Genomic DNA, 18,079 nt, shown 5'->3' with positions numbered 1-18,079 from the left:
GGCGGGGGAGTGGTCAGCGTTCTTCGCGGAAGTCGACGTGACGGCCGACGACCGGGTCGTACTTGCGCAGGGTGAGGCGGTCGGGATCGTTCCTGCGGTTCTTGCGGGTGACGTAGGTGTAGCCGGTGCCCGCGGTGGAGCGCAGTTTGATCACCGGACGGAGTTCATCGCGTGCCATGGCCCCACTATATGGCAGTGGTTTTCATTACCAATAAGGGGGTGCCGCGAGTGTGACGGGGAGCAAGATGAAAATGACATCCATGCGCTAAGGTGAGCCTTCGCCAACGGGGGTGGTGCGGTCCCAGGGAGGGGAGTCATGGCGGAGGGCGATGCGCCCGGGAACGCCACGGGCGCTGTCGTCCGTGTGACGTCGCACGCCCTCGTCGCGGCACTTCCGGTGGCGGCGCTCGGGGTGGTCGCGATCCTGTTCGCGCCCGAGATCTCCGGCGGACTGGACCACCGGGCGGTGGCGGCCTGGCGGACGGTGTTCACCGCGATCGTCATCCAGGGGGTGCCGTTCCTGCTGCTCGGCACCCTGGTCTCGGCCGCGATCAGCGCGTTCGTCCCGGCGTGGGTCTTCACCCGGGTGCTGCCGCGTCATCCTGCCCTGGCCGTGCCGGTCGCGGGCGCCGCGGGCGCGGTGCTGCCCGGCTGTGAATGCGCCTCGGTCCCGGTGGCGGGCAGCCTGATGCGACGGGGTGTCACCCCGGCCGCGGCGCTGGCTTTCCTGCTGTCCGCCCCGGCCATCAACCCCGTCGTCCTGATCGCCACCTACGTGGCCTTCCCCGGTGCCCCGGCGATGGTCCTCGCCCGTCTCCTCGCCTCCCTCCTCACCTCCGTGGCCATGGGCTGGCTGTGGCTGAGGGCGGGCCGCGCCGAGTGGCTGCGGCTGCCGAAGGGGCCCGCCGGACGCGCGCCCGGAGCGAACCGCGCCGAGGAGTTCCGGCTCTCGCTGCAGCACGACTTCCTGCACGCGGGCGGCTTCCTGGTGGTGGGCGCGGCGGCCGCGGCCACCTTCAACGTCGTGGTGCCGCACTCCGCGCTGCGGCTGTTCTCGGACTCCCCATGGCTTTCGGTGCTGTTGACGGCGCTGCTCGCGGTGGTCCTCGCGGTGTGCTCCGAGGCCGACGCGTTCGTCGCCGCCTCGCTCACCGGCTTCTCGCCCACCGCCCGGCTCACCTTCATGGTCGTCGGGCCGATGGTGGACCTGAAGCTCATCGCGCTCCAGTCGGGCACCTTCGGACGGGGGTTCGCGCTGCGCTTCTCGTCCGCCACCTGGGTCATGGCGGTGGTGTGCAGCGCGCTCATGGGGTGGTGGCTGCTGTGAAGCGCAACATCCAGGTGCTGCTGCTCCTGTTCCTCGGCGTCGGTCTGCTGCATATCGCCCTGCTGACCGATCTGTATCTGCGCTACGTCCGGGCCGGGCTGCGGCCCGCGCTCATCGCTTCCGGTGTGCTGCTGCTGGCGCTCGGCGCGGTGAGCGCCGCCCGCGACGGATTCCCGTTCGACCGGCCGCGGACGGGGCGCGACCGGGGCGACGGCCACGGCGACGCGGGCCATGACCAGGGCCACGCGGGCCACGGCCATGGCGGCCGGGGTCCCCGGGTGGCGTGGCTGCTGTACGTACCGGCGCTGACCATCCTGTTCATCGCACCGCCCGCCCTCGGTTCGTACACCGCCGCCCGGGGCGACGCGGAGGCGCCGAGGGCGCCGGAGGCCGCCGCCGGTGACAGCCTCTTCCCGCCGCTGCCGCGCACGGGCGTGGTCCCGATGTCGCTCAACGACTTCACCGGCCGCGCGGTCTGGGACACCGGCGGCACGCTGAAGGGCCGTACCGTGCGCCTCACCGGGTTCGTCACCCCCGGCCGCCACGGCGGCTGGTACATCAGCCGACTGGTCATCAGCTGCTGCGCGGCCGACGCACAGGTGCGCAAGGTGCGGGTGCACGGCGCCACGCCGCAGCGCGCCGACACCTGGGTGACCGTGACCGGCACCTGGCATCCCACCGGGAAACCCGGTGCGGGCACCGCGAGTCCGGCCCTGGACGTCACCGCCGTCCGGCGGGTGCCGGAACCCGTGGACCCGTACAACGATGTGGTGGCCCCACGGGCGGGAAACTGAGACGAGCAGTGCCCCGCCCGGAGGTGCCGTGAGGTGCGGGCGGGCTACCAGCTGCTCTTGGTCACACCGGGCAGTTCACCCGCGTGTGCCATCTCGCGCATCCGCACCCGGGACAGGCCGAACGCGCGGAGGTGGCCGCGGGGCCGTCCGTCGACGGCGTCGCGGTTGCGCACCCGGGTGGCGCTGGCGTCGCGCGGCTGACGGCGCAGCTCCCGCTGTGCGGCATCGCGCTGCCCATCGGATGTGCCGGGGTCGGCGATGAGGGCCTTCAGCGCCGCGCGGCGCACGGCGTAGCGGGCGACGATCAGGCGTCGCCGCTCATTTTTGGCGATCTTGCTCTTCTTCGCCATCAGACCTTCCCTCCCCGGGCACGGATCCGGACCACGGCGGCCTCGATGCCGATGGTGTCCACGGTCTTGATCCCCTTCGTGCTGAGGGCGAGCCGGATATGGCGGCCCTCGCTCGGCAGCCAGTACCGCTTGCGCTGGATGTTGGGGTCGAACCGGCGCGGACTGCGGCGGTGCGAATGGGAGATGTGGTTGCCGAAGCCGGGTCGGCGGCCGGTGAGTTGGCAGTGGGCGGACATGGCCCTCCCGTTTCTCGTGGGCGGTCGGTACGGCAGCACCGTAGCAGCTAGATGAAAATGAAAACCAACGCCATGTATGCTGTGCGGGACCTCTACGGATCCCCCACGGCCTCACGGCCCTACGAACGGCCTCACGGCCCCCACGGAAAGGACCGCTCATGACCCGCCGAACCACCGGCTCCACCGCCCGTCGGGGCGCCCCGCGCCCCCGCGTCAATCCGCTCGACGCCGCGGGCATCACCTACGTCGACTACAAGGACACCGATCTGCTGCGGAAGTTCATCTCCGACCGCGGCAAGATCCGCAGCCGTCGGGTGACCCGGGTGACCCGACGGCAGCAGCGGCAGATCGCCCGTGCGGTCAAGAACGCCCGGGAGATGGCCCTCCTCCCGTACGGCTCACGCTAGGGCGCCCTTCAGGGCGGCGGTCTCGTCACGGTGGCGCGTGCTTCCTACACTGGTGCCCGGCTCGGCTGCGAGGGTGTTGTCGGTGTGCGCCACGTCGAAGGGGTCGGGGACATGCGTGCGTTGGGGTTCGGAGCGGCGACCATCGGCAACCTCTACCGGGCGGTCTCCGACGACACGGCGCGTGCTGCCGTGGACGCCGCCTGGGACGAGGGAATCCGCCATTTCGACACCGCGCCGCACTACGGGCTGGGTCTGTCCGAGCGGAGGCTGGGCGCCGCCCTCGCGGACCGGCCGCGGGACGCGTTCACCCTGTCCACCAAGGTGGGCCGGTGGCTGGAGCCCTCCGGCCGCGGCGGCAGCGATCTGGAGACCGGCGGCTACGACGTGCCCGCGGATCTGCGCCGGGTGTGGGACTTCAGCGCCGACGGGGTGAAACGCTCCCTGGAGGCGTCACTGCGTCGGCTGGGGCTGGACCGGGTGGACACCGTCTATCTGCATGACCCGGACGACCACTGGACCGAGGCGCTCACCACGGCCTACCCGGCCCTGGCCGAACTGCGCGCCCAGGGTGTGGTCGGCAGGATCGGGGTGGGCATGAACCAGTGGGAGATGCCCGCCGCCTTCGTCCGGGAGACCGACCTCGACGAGGTGATGCTGGCGGGCCGCTACACCCTGCTCGAACAGACCGCCCTGGAGGGGCTGTTGGAGCTCTGCGCCGACCGCGGGGTGTCCGTGGTGGCCGCCGCGGTGTTCAACACCGGGCTGCTGTCCCGCCCCGAGGTCGCGGACGACGCCCGCTACAACTTCACCCGGGCGCCCGGGGACCGGATCGCCCGCGCCCGCGAGATCGCCGCGGTGTGCGCCCGCCACGGTGTGGTGCTGCCCCGGGCGGCGATCCAGTTCCCGTTCGGCCACCCCGCGGTGTCCTCGGTGGTCATCGGCTGCCGTACGGCCGGGCAGGTCCACGACGCCGTCTCCTGGATGGATGCCCCGGTCCCCGCGGAGCTCTGGGCCGATCTGCGCGCCGAGGGCCTGCTCGGCCCTGAGGTGCCGGTGCCCTCACACTGACACCGGCACACCCCCGTCGCGGACCGAGCGGTAGGCCGCCTCCGCCAGCCGCACCGCGTAGGCGGCGTCCTCGGCGGTGACGGCGGGGGAGCGCCCGGAGCGCACCGCGCGGACGAAGTCGGCCGCGCCGCGGCGCATCGACGCCGTACGCCAGCCACGGGGATCGGTGGACACTCCGGGCAGGGCCGTCCCGAAGTCCGACGCGTCGCGGTAGAAGGTCGCCACCGGATCGGTGAGCTGGTCACAGACCACCGATCCGGCCTCGCCGTAGATCTCGAACCGCTCGCCCCACGGCACCTCGACATTCAGCGCGATCTCGACGGAGAAGTGTCCACCGCCCGCGAACCGGCCGGTCACCACCGCCCCGTCCTCCACCGTGGTCCGCGGTACGCCGTGGTCCACCGACCAGTGACGGGTGGTGGCCTGGAGGGAGACCACCGGTTCGAACATCCACCGCAGCACATAGAAGAAGTGGGTCGCCGCGTCCAGCACGGCGGCGAAGCCGAAGTCCTGGTGTTTCCACGCCTCGTCAGGATCGGCCAGCTCGGCCACGGCGGAACCGGAGATGAACGCCCGGACCAGCCGGACACCGCCGATCCGACCCGAGTCCAGCAGCTCCTTCACCCGTAGATAGCTCTCCACGAAGCGGCTGTTCTCCGACACCGAGAGCACCACCCCGCGCGCCCGCGCGGCGTCGATCAGCTCCCGGCACTCCGCCTCCGACACCGCCAGCGGTTTCTCCACCGTCACATGTCTGCCCGCCGCGATGGCGTCCGCCACCACCGGGCGGTGCAGCAGATGGGGGAGCAGGATCACCACACCGTCCACCCCGGGATGCGCCAGCAGTGCGGTGTGGTCGGTGAATCCGGGCACCCCCAGCCCGGTGGCGACCGCGTCGGTCTTCCGCTTGTCGATATCGCATACGGCCACCACCCGCGCCTCGCCCGGCAGCGCCAGATAGCCCTCCAGATGGGCCGGGCTGACCCGGCCCAGCCCGATCACACCGATCCCCATCGGCCCCGGCGTCCCCGGCCGCCCCGTATCGCCGCTCATTTCGCCACCCATCCCGAGTCCACGAGCAGATCCGTGCCGGTGATGAAGGACGCCTGACCGCTCGCCAGGAAGACGATGGCGTGCGCCACCTCCTCAGGCCGCGCCCACCGCCCCAGCGCCTGTTCCCCCTCGCGCTCGGCCTTGACCCGCTCGAAGGGCTGCCCCAGCCGGCGGGCCTCGATACCGATGTCCTCGCGCAGCATCGCGGTGTCGACCGAACCGGGGGAGACGGTGTTGACGCGGATGCCCAGCGGCGCCAGCTCCCACGCCAGCCCCCGGGACATCGACAGCACCGCGCCCTTGCTGGCTGCGTAGACCGCGTGCTGGGTCTGGCCGATATGGCCCGAGATCGACGCCACGTTGATGATGGTGGCGCCGTCCCGCATCAGCGGTACGGCCTGACGGCAGGCCAGGATCGTCCCGCCGAGGTTCACATCCAGGGTGCGGCGGTAGTCGGCCCAGGTGGTGTCGAGGAAGGGCTTCACCAGCACCGTCCCCGCCACGTTCACCAGGATGTCGATCCGCTCAAGACCCTCGAAGGCCCGGGACACGGCCGCCTCGTCGCTGACGTCGGCGATCCGGTGCTCGAACCGCTCCGGGGCCTTCGCCACCACGGCGGAGGGCTCGGCCGGGGGCAGCACATCCACCCCCACCACCGAGTAGCCCTCCTCCAGCAGCCGGTCGGCGGTGGCGGCGCCGATCCCCCGCGCCGCGCCCGTCACCACGGCTGTTCCCGCGCCCATCAGCTCTCCTCCGTCCGCGGTGCGGGCCACCGGACCCCGGCGGCCCCGGCGGTCAGCGGGGTGATCCGGGTGTAGTCCTCGTCCGCGTGTCCGCCGTCGGCGAGCGACTGCCACACGTCGCGGGCGCGGCTGAGCATCGCCGGATCCATCCCGCGCCCGTCCGCGAGGTCCAGCGCCACCTGGGCGTCCTTCGCGTACTGGCCGACGGTGAACCGTGCGGTGTACCGGCCCGCCCGGGCGAAGAGGGGGATCTGCGCGGTGGTGGCGAACGAGGTGCCGCTGCCGGCGTTCAGCACCTCCAGCAGGACGTCCACATCCAGCCCCTCGGCCAGACCGAGCGCCAGCCCCTCCGAGGCGGTGGCGAGGTTGGCGGCGGCCAGCAGGTTGTTGATGGTCTTGGCGATATCGCCGTCGCCGGGGCGCTCCGAGACATGGATGATCCGCTCCCCGAACACCTCCAGGACCGGCCGGACGCGCTCCAGCAGTGGCGCGGGTCCGGCGGCCATCACCGTCAGCACCCCCTTCTCGGCCCCCGCCACCCCGCCCGCCACCGGGACGTCCAGCAGCGCCGCGCCACGCTTCTCCGCCTCCTCGGCAAGGCCCCGGGTGACCTCGGGGTGCGAGGAACTCATCTCCAGCCAGCACGCGCCCGGTTCCATCGCGGCCAGGATCTCCGGCGCCACCGCCGCCACGACCGCGGCGTCGGGCAGGACGGTGAGCACCGTGGTGGCGCCGCGCACCGCCTCCGCGCAACCGGCCCCGGTCCGTACGCCCCTGGCTTCCGCTCCGGCCGTCGCCCGGGCCGATGGGTCGAAGCCGCTGACCCGGTATCCGGCGTCCACCAGCCGTCCGGCGACGGCGGCGCCGAGACGGCCCAGTCCGACGACGGCCACCCGCCCGCTCATGATGTCCTCCGGGTGGCCAGATAGGTGGCGGCGTAGTCCGCCTCGCCGTGGCCGGCCCCGATGGCCCGGTCGAACTGTCCCACCACCGTCTCCACCACCGGTACGGGCAGTCCGGCCCCTGCGGCGGCGTCCAGCACCAGCCGCAGGTCCTTGCGGGCCAGCCGCAGGGTGAAGTCCGGCGGGAACTCCTCGCGGTCCATCGCCGCACCCTTCAGCCGCACATACGGCAGGCTGACCCCGCCCTGCTCGATGGTGGAGAAGAAGGTCTCCGCCTCGAACCCCATCGCCTTGGCGAAGGCCACCGACTCGGCCAGCACCTCCACCAGGGACAGCAGCCAGGTGTTGACCACCAGCTTCAGCCGGGTGCCGGTGCCCGCCGGGCCCAGCCAGAGGGTGCGTTTGCCGATCGCCTCGAAGACCGGTTCGCACACCTTCCGTGCCTCGTCCGGACCGGAGGCCAGCAGCACCAACTGCCCGTTCTCCGCCGGGGTGCGGGTGCCCAGCACCGGGCAGTCCACGAACACAGCCCCGGCGGCGCGGGCGGCATCGGCCCAGCCCTCGGTGTCCTGGACGCCGACGGTGCTCGACTGCACCCATACGGCACCCGGGCGCATCGCCTCCAGCCCGCAGTTGTCGCGCATCACCGAGGACACGGCGGCGGTGTCCGACAGCACGGTCAGTACGAGGTCGGCGCCGGCCACCGCCTCCGCCACCGTGCCGGCCACCCGGATCCCCGCGTCCGCCAGGGGTTTGACCCGTTCGGCCGTTCTGTTCCAGACGGTGACCTGGACACCGGTCGCCGCCACGTTGCGGGCCATCGGAGCCCCCAGTGTGCCGGTGCCGAGCACCGCCACCCGGGTGGCCGGGGCTGCCGCCATGGGTTCCGCCTCGCTTCCGTCCGTCGGGTTCACCGCGTGGGCGCCTTGCTGATCAGTTCCAGGAGGACGGGCTCGAACCGCTCGGGATCGGCCCGGTGGAGCGCGTTGATGTCCTCGGCCACCGGCTCCAGGTCGAGCACCTTGACCGTCCCGCCGAAACCGCAGGCGGCCAGCCGCCGCACCACCCGGTCGACGAAGTCGCCGACACCGTCGGGGTAGGTGTCCGGGTCGTCCCACTCGGCGACGATCACCGCCGTCGAGGCCGGTGCCAGATGGCCCGCGTCCAGACAGTCGACCTGCTCGGCGCCGGGGAAACCCGCCGCGGCGAACTCCCGGTACCACAGCGTCCAGCAGGTGGACTCGCCCTCGGTCAGCAGGACGGTGTCGCGCCGCCGGGCGAACTCCCGGCTCTCCGGCCGCCAGTAGGCCGTGACCGGCCGGTCGCCCTCCTCGAACGTCGACCCGGTCAGTCCGGTGACCTGCCAGCGGTGGCGGGCCCGGCCCGGACGGCCGTCGGGGGTGAGGTAGTCGATGTGGACCCCGCCGCCGGGGATGTCCCGCAGGCCGTAGCCGGTCAGCACCTCGACCGGGATGCGCTTGAGGGCGGACAGCTCACCGACGCTGGTGAGATCGCTCATGACGCCGCCTCAGCCGTCGTTCTCGGCCGACAGCTCCGCCAGCGCCTCCCGCGCGTGGCGGCCCTGGAGCAGGGGATCCTCCACCAGGGTGGGCGACTTCAGCAGGGGGGTGGCCGCCACCGGGAATCCGCCCTCACCGCGCCGCCGGGCCACCGCCGCGATCCGCACCAGGTCGATGATCACGCCCGCCGCGTTGCTGGAGTCCTGCACCTGGAGGGTGACGTCCAGTCTGACCGGCATATCGGCCCAGCCGCGCGCCTCCACCGACATATGCGCCACCTTGCGGTCACCCAGGTGGGAGACGAACCCGGCGGACGGGATGACCGTCACCGCGTCGGTCCGCCGCACCTTCTGGCGCAGCGCCCGGTGCTTGGACGCCTGTTTCCCCTCGCCGTGGGTGCGCAGATTCTCGAAGTCGGCGTTGCCACCCATGTTGACCTGGTACGAGCCGCTGAGGGTGAGCCCGCGCTCCTCCAGCAGGGCCAGCAGGGAACCGTGCACGATCGAGCTGCCGAAGTGGCTCTGGAGGTCGTCGCCGACCAGCGGAACGCCCTTGGCCTCCGCCTCGGCCCGCAGTTCGGGCAGACCCGCCATCGGATCGGGGGTGCAGTTGACGACCGCGACCCCCGCCGCGAGCGCCGCCCGGCCGTAGGCGCGTGCCACCTCCGGCAGTCCGGTGGGCAGGGAGTAGAGCAGGACCTCCGCCTCCTGCTCCCGCAGGATCTTCGCCACCTGGTCGATCCGCGCCTCGTCCTCGGGATCGGCGATCCCCGGAACGACCTCCGGATCCTCGGCCGGCGGCGGCGCGTCCAGCTCCGGGTAGTTGTTGGGCGCGGCGAAGAGGGCCTCCGACAGAGGCCGGCCGGTCTTGTTGTCCGCGAGGTCGAAGGCGGCCACCACCTCGATGTCCGTCACCCGTAACCCGCCGAGCAGGGGATGGGTGACCCCCGGGAGGGGCCCGTCCGCGCCGGACCGGCGGTAGTACCCGATGCCCTGGACCAACGCGGAGACGTTGTTGCCCACGCCCGCGACCGCCAGTTTCATGACTGTGCTCCTCACTGCTGGACCGATGGGTTGATCCGGGGGTCGCCGAGGGGTTCGGGGGAACGGGGAGAATGCCCGCGCGCCGTGCCGAAGGGAAAACGGGACCGGTGTGAGAACCGGTGGAGGACACCATGCGGAAGAGTGAATTCCGCTGTATCGCGGCACGCCTCAGTAAAGGAAAGTCGAGCTCATACAAGAGACACAGCGGTTGAGGACCGGAAAATGCGCAGACGCGCCAACCCCCGCGTTGTTCACGGTCGACCGCCCTCCAGGAAACCCGATCGACCACGGGCCGTGCAAGACCCCGATCGTGAATCACCGGCCCGCTCATGGCGTGGCCACTACGCTTCCTCCGCGTGGACAGTCCCCTACGGCGAGTGATACACGTCGTGCCCATGTGTGCCCCTGAAGCCCGGAACGGAGTCCGCCGGTGAGCGCCGGGACGGAGGCCGCCAGGACCCTGCGGAGCAGACCCGCGGTCGCCTACATGTCGGGTGAGTTCCTCTCCCAGAGCGGTACCTATCTGTCCGTCACGGCCCAGGCGTGGGTGGTCCTCGAGGCTGGGTACCAGCCGCTCGCGCTCGGTGTGCTGATGGCCGCCCGCTACGCGCCCGCCGCCCTGCTCGGCCCCGCCATAGGCAAGTACGTCGACAGCCGCGATCCGCGCCGGCTGGTGCTGCTGGCCAACTACGCCCAGGCGCTGCTCGCCCTGGCCGTGATGGCCCTGGCGTTCACCCCCGGATCGCTGCTGTTCATCCCCTTCGTCATCGCCGGATCGGCCAGTCAGGTCTTCGCGATGCTCGAACACGCCGGGCGGATGGCCTATGTCGCGGCGATCGTCCCGGACGGGGTCCGCGCCCGCTTCGCCGGTGCCACCAGCTCGGCGAGCACCCTCGGCCGTATCGTCGGACCGGCGTTCGCCAGCCTGATCCTCACCGCCGGCCCGTCCGGACTGTGCTTCGCGGTGGACGGGCTGACCTTCGTCCTCGCCGCGCTGCTGCTGCCCAGGCCGCGCTACGAGGTGCGCATCGCCGGGCCCAGCCCGCTGCGCGAGGGGTTCCGGTACATCTGGTCCCTCCCCAAGGTGCGCGATCTGCTCATCATCTTCTCCCTGGTCAGCCTGGTGTCCTTCAACGTGGCCACCATGGTTCCGCTGGTGGTCCGGGAGGACTACGACAACGACCCCTGGGTGCTCGCCGCGTTCAACATCGCCTTCGGGATCGGGTCGTTCCTCGGCGGCGCGGTACGGGCCTGGCTGCGGACGAGCGCCGCCACCTCCGCCTTCCTCGGTCTGCTGCTGTTCGGCTCGGCGTTCGTGGCGTTCGGGCTGACGCCCTCCCTGGCGGTGGTGCTCGCCCTGCTGTTCGCGGGCGGCTTCGGACGGCTGATTTTCACCGCCTCCTCCGAGGCGGTCCTCGCCGTCGGCGTCAGCCAGGAGCGTCGCGGGCTGGTCGGCAGCCTCTACGCGGTGGCGTTCACCGGGACCACCCCGCTGGGCGCGATCCTGGTGACCTCGCTCTCCGGGCACGTCGGCACCGGTGCGACGCTGGTGGTGTGCGGGCTCGCGGCGATCGCGGGCGGGGTCGCGTACGCGGTGTCGCTGGCCGTCCACCGGGGCCGCGGCGGTGCGGGCGCGGCGGGCCGGCCGTCCGCCCGGCACGCCGAAACGGAGAGGCGATAGCCACCCGAAGTCACCGGCGGCCACCGCGACTTCGACCCTTGACTCCCGAGCGTGGCCGTGTCTACGCTCAAATGGAAAGAGCTTGCGTCGGAGGCTCGATTCTGAGCCTTTATCAGACATCCGGCGAATTCGGGAAAATCGGCGAGAGATATCCGGCACGGCAGCGACTGTGACCGGATATTGCTCTTTTCCGCCTGTCCGCGCCCCTCGGTCCGCGCGCCCGAACCCGTCGAGAACGAACTGGAGGTTCGGCATGCCTTCGCGTGACCCGGTGGCCCCGGTGTCCGACTTCGACCGGCGGCTCGCGGAGGCGTTCCGGGAGGGACTGGACCTCCCGGCGGACACCGATGTGACCGCCCTCGCCTTCGAGCAGCACGAACACTGGGACTCCCTGGGACACATCTCCCTCGTCGCGGCCCTGGAGGAGAGCTTCGGGACGGCGCTCGACGAGACAGACGTGCAGGAGATCACCAGCTACGCCGCCGCCGCGGAACGCCTCCGGACGCGCCACCCCGACGGCTCGTGAGGCAGGCGATCCTCGGCTGGCTGGACGAACCGTCGGCGGCCACCGCCGTGGTGGACGCCGACACCGACCGGAGCTGGAGCTACGCCGGACTCGCCGACCGGGTACGGCGCCGGGCCGACGGTCTGCGCATCGGACGGAAAGGGCTTGCGGTCTGTCTGACCCGTCCCGACATCGACACCGTCACCGGCTATCTCGCCGCTCTCGCCGCCGACCACGCCGTGCTCTTACTCGACGGCACCGCCGGTCCCGCCTCCGTCGACGACGTCATCCGCGCCTACCGCCCGGAGTTCGTCCTCGACGGCGACCGCACCGCCCGTCTCGCGGGCGCGGCCGATCCGGTCCACCCCGACCTGGCGGTCCTGCTGTGCACCTCCGGCAGCACCGGAAGCCCCAAGTACGTCCGGCTCAGCACCGCCAACCTCGATGCCAACGCCGCCCAGATCATCTCCTACCTGGGCCTGGGCCCCCATGAGCGCGCCGTCCAGAGCCTACCGCTGCACTACTCCTACGGCCTGTCGGTGCTCAACTCCCATCTGCTGGCCGGGGCTTCGGTCGTGCTCACCCGGACCAGCCTGGTGCGCAGGGGCTTCTGGGACACCGTGCGGCGCACCGGATGCACCTCCTTCGCCGGGGTGCCGTCCGCGTACACCATCCTCGGGCGCACCGGGTTCGAGCGGCTCGCGTTGCCCGCGCTGACCACCCTCACCCAGGCGGGCGGCCGGATGCCACCGGAGACCGTGCTGCGCTTCGCCCGCGTCATGTGCGACCGGGGCGGCCGGCTCGTGGTGATGTACGGCCAGACCGAGGCCACCGCCCGGATCGCCTATCTGCCACCGGACCGTGTGCTGGACAAGCCCGACCGCATCGGTGTCCCGGTGCCCGGCGGCGCGCTGACCCTCGCCGACGACGGTGAGCTGATCTACACCGGCCCCAATGTGATGCTCGGCTACGCCCGTGGCCGCGCCGATCTGGCCCGCGGAGACGAACTGCGTGGCCGGCTGGCCACCGGGGACCTCGCCCGGGTGGACGACGAGGGGCTGTTCACCGTCGTCGGACGCAAACGCCGGGTGGCCAAGCTGTGCGGACAGCGCATCAACCTCGACGAGCTGGAGTCACTGCTCGCCGCGCACGCCACGGTGGCCACCCTGGAGCTGGACGAGAAGCTCGTCATCGCCCGTGCCCCGGGCGCCGGCGCGGCCACCGCCGGGGACCTGGCCCGGATCGTCCGTGAGCGGATCCGCATCCCCACCCGGTACATCCGGGTCCGGGACGTCGGGAGCATCCCGAGGACCACGTCCGGCAAGACGGACTACGCCCACTTGGAGGATGAGCTGAGCGCCGATGACGTATGACACCCAGACCCGGTCCACCGCCCCGGCGGCGGACGCGGCCATCGCGGAACTGGTCCGCGCGGGCGGACGGATCGCCGGCCATCTGGCACCGGATGTCGAGCCCGGCGTCGGCGTGGCGAGCTGGATCAACGTCAGCCGGTTCGTGGAGGCCACTGGCGACGAGAACCCCCTCTACACCGATGTGCAGTACGGCGCGGGCTCGGTGCACCACACCATGCTCGCACCACCCGCGTTCGTCCTCGCGGTACGGATGCCCGACTCCTCCGGCGGACTGGACCTGGACCGCCACGGGCTGCTGGATACCCTCAGCACCCTCCGGCTGACCTGGAACGACACCATCCGGCTCGGTGACCCGCTGACCGGCCGTGTCGAGATCACCGGACTGGCGGGCCACCACGACGGGGCCGGCCGCCCGTTCGCCCGGGTCACTTCGGCCGTGGACTACCTGCGCCACGGTGTTCCCCTCGCACGCGGCAGTTGCGAGGTGGACCTCACTCCGCGCGATCCGCAAGCCCCCGCCCGGTCCGTCCACCGCTATGACGACACCGAGGTCGAGCGGATGGTGCATGAGCTGGAGACCGAGGAGCCACCGCGCGGCGGACGCCCCCGGTTCTGGAGCGACACCGCCGTGGGCGAGACGGGTCCCACCCTCCTCAAGGGGCCGCTGTCCCTCGCCGAGCTGATGGTGTGGGTGTTCGCCGAGGGCCGTCCGGTGCGTGCGGGCAACCTCCACCACGACCATCTCGCGGACCTCCCCGGACGGCAGATCACCAACCCGGTCACCGACTGGCCCGCCTGGGACCGCGCCGACGCCTGGCTGGACTCCGCGACCGCGCACACCGCGGGACTGCCCGCGCCCGCCGCCCGCGGCGGACTGCTGTTCTCCCTCGCCGGGCAGTACGCGACCCACTGGATGGGCGACGACGCGTTCCTGCGGCGGCTGGAGGCCCGGATCACACGGCCACTGGTGTACGGCGACGCCCTGCGGCTCACCGGCACCGTCACCGACCGCTACACCGCCACCGACGAGGCCGGCGTGCGCCACCACGCGGTGACCCTGCGGATCGCCGGGGTCAACCAGCGGCACGAGACCGTGCTGGACTGCGCGGCCACCGTGTTCCTCCCCGAGCGGGGCAGGATGGTGACGCTGCCCGTGGCCGGCGGGCTGACGCCCGTCGGCGGACCTTCATCCGACCACCCCGGGGGCGTGTGATGCAGAGCTTCGACGAGGCGCTCACCGAGTTCATCGACCGCAGCCGCGAACTGCTCGGCCGGGAGAGCCCCGAGGACCGTCCGCCACCGCATCCGGCACCCCTGGACCGCGACGCCGTCCCGGTGCCCAGCGCCCTGATCCTCGACCCCGGTCTGATCCGCCGCTACGCCGCCACCATCGGCGACGACAACCCGCTGTACACCGACCCCGGCTACGGGGAGGCGTCATGGCTCGGCAGCCAGATCGCCCCCGGCACCGTACTGGTCCATGTCCGCTACCCCGGTGACCACGGCGCACAGCGCGCCGAGGGCTATCCGGTGGCCAACTTCCTCTCCGGGGTCGCCTGGGAGTTCTACGACGTCCTGCGCCCCGGGATGCGCTTCACCTCCTCGAAGGTCCCCCGGGAGATGACCATCGGCCGGGCGCGCCAGGCCCGGGTGATCTCGCACCACTCGGAGACCTTCTACTGGGACAACAGCCGGGAGCTGGTGGCCAAGGCCTACGGACGCCTGATCCACCTGCCGGTGGAGGAGATGGGCGGCACCCGGGTGATGCCCGTCGAACGCCTGGGCAAGCGGATGTTCTACGACCACCGACCTCACCGCTACAGCCCGGAGGAGACCGAGGAGATCCTCACCGCGCTGCGGCGGCGGACCCGGCGCGGTGCGGAACCCCGGTGGTGGGAGGAGGTCACCGAGGGCGAACACCTGCCCCGGATCGTCCAGCCCCCGTACACCGTCCGCGACGAACTCACCTACCAGTCGCTCCACCACGGGCTCAACGCCGCCTTCGACCGCACCCGGCTGGTGCGCGCCTTCCGCCCCGCCTTCCGGCGCTGCCGCCTCAACCCGGACTTCGCCAGGACGCATCCGCTCACCGGCTGGCCCTACACCGCCTACGACGAACACGAGGACCGCCACCTCGCGGCCTACCGCTGTGAGCCGCTGCCGTTCGACTTCGGCATCCAGCGCGCCCAGATCCCGCTCCGGCTGCTCACCGACTGGGCGGGCGACACGGGGTTCGTGCACCGGATGTACACCTCGATGCGCAAACCCGTCTTCTACGGGGACACCGTGTTCTTCACCGGCAGGGTGCTGCGCGCCTACCGGGCCGAACGGTCCGACGACACCGGCCGCACCGCCACCTATCCGGCGGTGGCCATCGAGATCACGGGCACCAACCAGCGCGGTGAGGTGCACTGCCTCGGCTACGCCACCGTGTTCCTGCCCTCCCGGACCTCCGGTGTGCCCCGGCTCCCCGTACCGCACCCGGAGCGGCCCGGGTACGAGCCGTTCGACGTCCACCGCCGAGCCGATTGGTACTGACGCCATGGCCACCCTCGCCATCGCGGGCGGGACCCCGCTCATCGCCCCGTACCGGCACCGGTCCTGGCCCGACATCACCGAGGACGACCGCCGCGCGGTGGACCGGGCGCTGCGGCGCGGTATCACCGCCGGGCCGAACGCGCCGGAGCTGCGGGCGCTGGAGGAGGAGTACGCCGCCTACGTGGGCGTCCGCCACTGCGTGGCCACCAACGCGGGCACCGCTTCGCTGCACGCCGCCCTGGCCGCGGTCGGTGTCCGGCCCGGCGGCCAGGTCATCGTGCCCGCCTACACCTTCGTGGCCTCCGCGCTGGCCGCCGTCCACCAGGGGGCCGACGTGGTCTTCTGCGATGTCGACCGCCGCTCGTTCAACCTCGACCCCACCCTGCTCGAAGCGCTGATCACGGACCGCACCCAGGCCATCATGGCCGTGCACATCCACGGTGAACCGGCCGATCTCGACCCCATCCTCGCCATCGCCCGGCGGCACGGCGTCCCGGTGGTGGAGGACAACTCCCAGGCGCATGGCATCCGTTACAAGGGCCGGGTCACCGGCTCCTTCGGCCAGGCGTCCGGGGCCAGTATCAACCAGTCCAAGAACCTCTCCGGCGGCGAGGGCGGGCTGTTCACCACCGATGACGAGGACCACGCCCGCACCGCCCGCCGCATGGTCCTCTACGGCGAGGACGTCCTGCCCGAGGTGGTCCGCCCGTACTGGTCGCACGGCGTGGGGTGGAACTACCGCGGCCAGGAGATGGTCTGCGCCCTGGCCCGCAGCCAGTTGCGCCGGCTGGAGGAGTACAACACCCGCGCCCAGGCCAATGCCGAACGGCTCACCGCCGGGCTCACCGGGCACAAGGGCATCCAGCCACCCCTGCCCAGCCCCAACGGCGGCTGCTCGTACTGGAAGTACGCGCTGCGGGTGTGCCCGGAGGAGCTCGGCTTCGAGGGCGATCCGCGCGATCTGCGGGACCGGGTGCTGTACGCGCTGCGCGGCGAAGGCGTCGAGACGGGCATCTGGCAGCCGCAGCCGGTGCCCGCGCAGCCGGTGTTCCGCCGTGCCACCCAGGTGTGGCACCCCCGCACCGACGCGGTCCCGCTGCGCCGCTGGGACCGCTCCGCGTTCCCCGTCGCGTCCGAACTGTGCGACATCACCCTCAACCTGGGCACGGTGCGCCACCCCCTCTACGTCCAGGACCCCGCGCTGATGGACGACTACATCCGTGCCGTCGACAAGGTGATGGCGAACCTGGACACCGTGCTGACGGCACCCGTCGAGTACTCCCCGCGCCCGACCGACACCCCCTGCTGAACCACCCCTCACCCCGGAGGTCCGGTGAACGTCACGGAGACCATCGCGTTCCTGCGCAGCAACTCGCTCACCTTCTCCGCCCGCCCCGGCAAGCTGGAGGTGGTGCACACCATGGCCGACCGGGTGGAGGCCGCCGGAGTGCCGGGTGTCTTCCTGGAGGCCGGGGTGGCGATGGGTGGATCGGCGATCGTGATCGCCCGGACCAAGGCACCGGACCGGCCGCTGCGGCTGTACGACGTGTTCGCCATGATGCCCCCGCCCGGGGACCGGGACGACGCCGCCTCACACGCGGACCACACGGCGCTGCTGGAAGGTGTGGTGGGCCGGGAGGCGGACCGGATCTACCTGGAGCACAGCGGCGATCTGCTGGCCTTCACCCGGGAGAACATGCGCCGGGTGGGCATCGACCCCGACCGGGAGGCCATCGAGTTCATCAAGGGCCTCTACGAGGACACCCTGAGGATCGACGAGCCGGTGGCCTTCGCCCATGTCGACTGCGACTGGTACGACTCGGTGCGGCTGTGCACCGAGCGGATCGCGGACCGGATGAGCCCCGGCGGCATCGTGCTCTTCGACGACTACGTGGTCTACGACGGCTGCCGCCGGGCGGTGCACGAGTGGCTGGGCCGGGACGACCGGTTCCGCGTCATCCACGCCGACCGGACACTGGCCGTCCAGCGGACAGCCGGATGACGGTGACCCGGGCCATCAGACCGGTGCGGTACGGCCCCAGGTCCAGGTCGGACGCGGAGGTGTAGAAGTGGCCCCAACCGCCCCGCCAGCCGGGGGAGTCCGGATAGCCCAGGATCATCCCGGGGTCGTCCAGAGCGCCGAGGCGGACCACCCGGTCCGCCTCCACCCCGCCCGCGTTGCCCAGGTCCTGGGAGGGCATCGGGGCGAAGCCCATCCGCCGTTTGAAGCTGAACAGCCCGGCCTTGGCGATATGGCCGTAGACGTTTGGCTCGGTGCCGAGACTGGTGGCGGTGAACCCTCGCTCCCGGCTGGCGCACACCGCCCGCAGATACACCGCCCGGGTCAGCCCGGTGTCCCGGGGCCGTCCGGCCACCGTGGCATACCGGATCTTGGTGTACGGCGCGGCGGGAGCGGCCACCACCAGGCAGCCGCCGAGCAGTTCCTCCTCCGCGTAGGCCCAGACCGCGAAGAACGGCCCGGTCAGGATCGCCTCGCGCTGACCACTGGCGTACGGAACACCATGGCGCATCGAGCCGA

The 18,079-nt window shown here is 71.8% G+C and carries 20 protein-coding genes and 1 pseudogene; 11 read left to right on the top strand and 10 right to left on the bottom strand.

Going from position 1 to position 18,079, the window contains the following annotated elements:
• Positions 1-13 precede the first annotated feature (13 nt).
• Entirely contained in the window at positions 14-178 is a 165-nt protein-coding gene (gene rpmG, locus NMK44_RS35050) for a 50S ribosomal protein L33 (protein WP_254750827.1), read from the bottom strand.
• 138 nt (positions 179-316) lie between these two features.
• Here rpmG and NMK44_RS35045 point away from each other — a divergent pair, with 138 nt between their 5' ends.
• A complete protein-coding gene (locus NMK44_RS35045) occupies positions 317-1,327 on the top strand; it encodes a permease (protein ID WP_254750825.1) in 1,011 nt (336 codons plus the stop codon).
• Entirely contained in the window at positions 1,324-2,121 is a 798-nt protein-coding gene (locus NMK44_RS35040) for a TIGR03943 family putative permease subunit (protein ID WP_254750823.1), read from the top strand. The genes NMK44_RS35045 and NMK44_RS35040 overlap by 4 nt, the downstream gene beginning before the upstream one ends.
• A 44-nt stretch (positions 2,122-2,165) precedes the next feature.
• On the opposite strand, the gene rpsN is transcribed toward NMK44_RS35040, so the two are convergent.
• Positions 2,166-2,471: a 30S ribosomal protein S14 gene (rpsN, locus tag NMK44_RS35035; protein ID WP_254750821.1), complete on the bottom strand. Its 306-nt coding sequence runs from the start codon at positions 2,469-2,471 to the stop codon at positions 2,166-2,168.
• The gene (gene rpmB / locus NMK44_RS35030) at positions 2,471-2,707 is read right to left on the bottom strand and encodes a 50S ribosomal protein L28 (RefSeq protein ID WP_254750819.1); all 237 of its coding nucleotides are present in this window, start codon (positions 2,705-2,707) and stop codon (positions 2,471-2,473) included. Before rpmB ends, rpsN begins: the two co-directional genes overlap by 1 nt.
• Positions 2,708-2,865: 158 nt before the next feature.
• On the opposite strand from rpmB, the gene rpsR reads away from it, so the two are divergent.
• Together rpsR and NMK44_RS35020 are read left to right on the top strand one after the other, a co-directional pair.
• Positions 2,866-3,114 carry a 30S ribosomal protein S18 gene (gene rpsR / locus NMK44_RS35025; RefSeq protein WP_254750817.1) on the top strand — a complete coding sequence of 83 codons (249 nt, stop codon included), beginning with the start codon at positions 2,866-2,868 and terminating at the stop codon, positions 3,112-3,114.
• 111 nt (positions 3,115-3,225) lie between these two features.
• The gene (locus tag NMK44_RS35020) at positions 3,226-4,182 is read left to right on the top strand and encodes an aldo/keto reductase (RefSeq protein WP_254750815.1); all 957 of its coding nucleotides are present in this window, start codon (positions 3,226-3,228) and stop codon (positions 4,180-4,182) included.
• Here NMK44_RS35020 and NMK44_RS35015 read toward each other — a convergent pair.
• Genes NMK44_RS35015 through NMK44_RS34990 form a run of 6 tightly spaced genes read right to left on the bottom strand, consistent with a single transcriptional unit; the run spans position 4,174 to position 9,443 of the window.
• A complete protein-coding gene (locus NMK44_RS35015; RefSeq protein ID WP_254750813.1) occupies positions 4,174-5,196 on the bottom strand; it encodes a Gfo/Idh/MocA family protein in 1,023 nt (340 codons plus the stop codon). The two genes, NMK44_RS35020 and NMK44_RS35015, sit on opposite strands and share 9 nt — an antisense overlap.
• A 35-nt stretch (positions 5,197-5,231) precedes the next feature.
• The gene (locus tag NMK44_RS35010; RefSeq protein ID WP_254750811.1) at positions 5,232-5,978 is read right to left on the bottom strand and encodes an SDR family NAD(P)-dependent oxidoreductase; all 747 of its coding nucleotides are present in this window, start codon (positions 5,976-5,978) and stop codon (positions 5,232-5,234) included.
• The gene (locus tag NMK44_RS35005; protein WP_254750809.1) at positions 5,978-6,883 is read right to left on the bottom strand and encodes an NAD(P)-dependent oxidoreductase; all 906 of its coding nucleotides are present in this window, start codon (positions 6,881-6,883) and stop codon (positions 5,978-5,980) included. The genes NMK44_RS35010 and NMK44_RS35005 overlap by 1 nt, the downstream gene beginning before the upstream one ends.
• On the bottom strand, positions 6,880-7,761 hold the full coding sequence (locus tag NMK44_RS35000) for an NAD(P)-dependent oxidoreductase (protein ID WP_254750807.1): 882 nt from the start codon (positions 7,759-7,761) through the stop codon (positions 6,880-6,882). The genes NMK44_RS35005 and NMK44_RS35000 overlap by 4 nt, the downstream gene beginning before the upstream one ends.
• Before the next feature lie 29 nt (positions 7,762-7,790).
• Positions 7,791-8,399, bottom strand: coding sequence for a hypothetical protein (locus tag NMK44_RS34995; RefSeq protein WP_254750805.1), 609 nt, complete (start codon positions 8,397-8,399; stop codon positions 7,791-7,793).
• 9 nt (positions 8,400-8,408) lie between these two features.
• Entirely contained in the window at positions 8,409-9,443 is a 1,035-nt protein-coding gene (locus NMK44_RS34990) for an inositol-3-phosphate synthase (protein ID WP_254750785.1), read from the bottom strand.
• Positions 9,444-9,873: 430 nt separating this feature from the next.
• Between NMK44_RS34990 and NMK44_RS34985 the strand changes: the two genes are divergently transcribed.
• The 7 genes from NMK44_RS34985 (at position 9,874) to NMK44_RS34955 (ending at position 17,542) form a co-directional block, all read left to right on the top strand.
• The gene (locus tag NMK44_RS34985; RefSeq protein ID WP_254750783.1) at positions 9,874-11,124 is read left to right on the top strand and encodes an MFS transporter; all 1,251 of its coding nucleotides are present in this window, start codon (positions 9,874-9,876) and stop codon (positions 11,122-11,124) included.
• 253 nt (positions 11,125-11,377) lie between these two features.
• The gene (locus tag NMK44_RS34980) at positions 11,378-11,650 is read left to right on the top strand and encodes an acyl carrier protein (RefSeq protein ID WP_254750781.1); all 273 of its coding nucleotides are present in this window, start codon (positions 11,378-11,380) and stop codon (positions 11,648-11,650) included.
• Positions 11,647-13,002 (top strand): AMP-binding protein, encoded by a 1,356-nt coding sequence (locus NMK44_RS34975; protein ID WP_254750779.1) that lies wholly within the window; start codon positions 11,647-11,649, stop codon positions 13,000-13,002. The genes NMK44_RS34980 and NMK44_RS34975 overlap by 4 nt, the downstream gene beginning before the upstream one ends.
• Complete coding sequence (locus NMK44_RS34970; RefSeq protein ID WP_254750777.1) at positions 12,992-14,215, top strand: MaoC family dehydratase; 1,224 nt, start codon at positions 12,992-12,994, stop codon at positions 14,213-14,215. Before NMK44_RS34975 ends, NMK44_RS34970 begins: the two co-directional genes overlap by 11 nt.
• Positions 14,215-15,540, top strand: a complete 1,326-nt coding sequence (locus tag NMK44_RS34965) for a hotdog family protein (protein ID WP_254750775.1) — start codon at positions 14,215-14,217, stop codon at positions 15,538-15,540. Before NMK44_RS34970 ends, NMK44_RS34965 begins: the two co-directional genes overlap by 1 nt.
• 4 nt (positions 15,541-15,544) lie before the next feature.
• Positions 15,545-16,849, top strand: coding sequence for a DegT/DnrJ/EryC1/StrS family aminotransferase (locus NMK44_RS34960; protein WP_254750773.1), 1,305 nt, complete (start codon positions 15,545-15,547; stop codon positions 16,847-16,849).
• Between the two features lie 24 nt (positions 16,850-16,873).
• A complete protein-coding gene (locus NMK44_RS34955; protein WP_254750771.1) occupies positions 16,874-17,542 on the top strand; it encodes a TylF/MycF/NovP-related O-methyltransferase in 669 nt (222 codons plus the stop codon).
• On the opposite strand, the pseudogene NMK44_RS34950 reads toward NMK44_RS34955, so the two are convergent.
• Positions 17,496-18,079, bottom strand: a pseudogene (locus NMK44_RS34950) (hypothetical protein); the annotation flags it as partial. The gene NMK44_RS34955 and the pseudogene NMK44_RS34950 overlap by 47 nt on opposite strands.

It is taken from the genome of Streptomyces cucumeris (assembly GCF_024295805.1).
Lineage (GTDB): Bacteria > Actinomycetota > Actinomycetes > Streptomycetales > Streptomycetaceae > Streptomyces > Streptomyces cucumeris.
The sequence above is the reverse complement of the archived record's forward strand: the minus strand, read 5'-3'. Positions and strand labels throughout refer to the sequence as shown.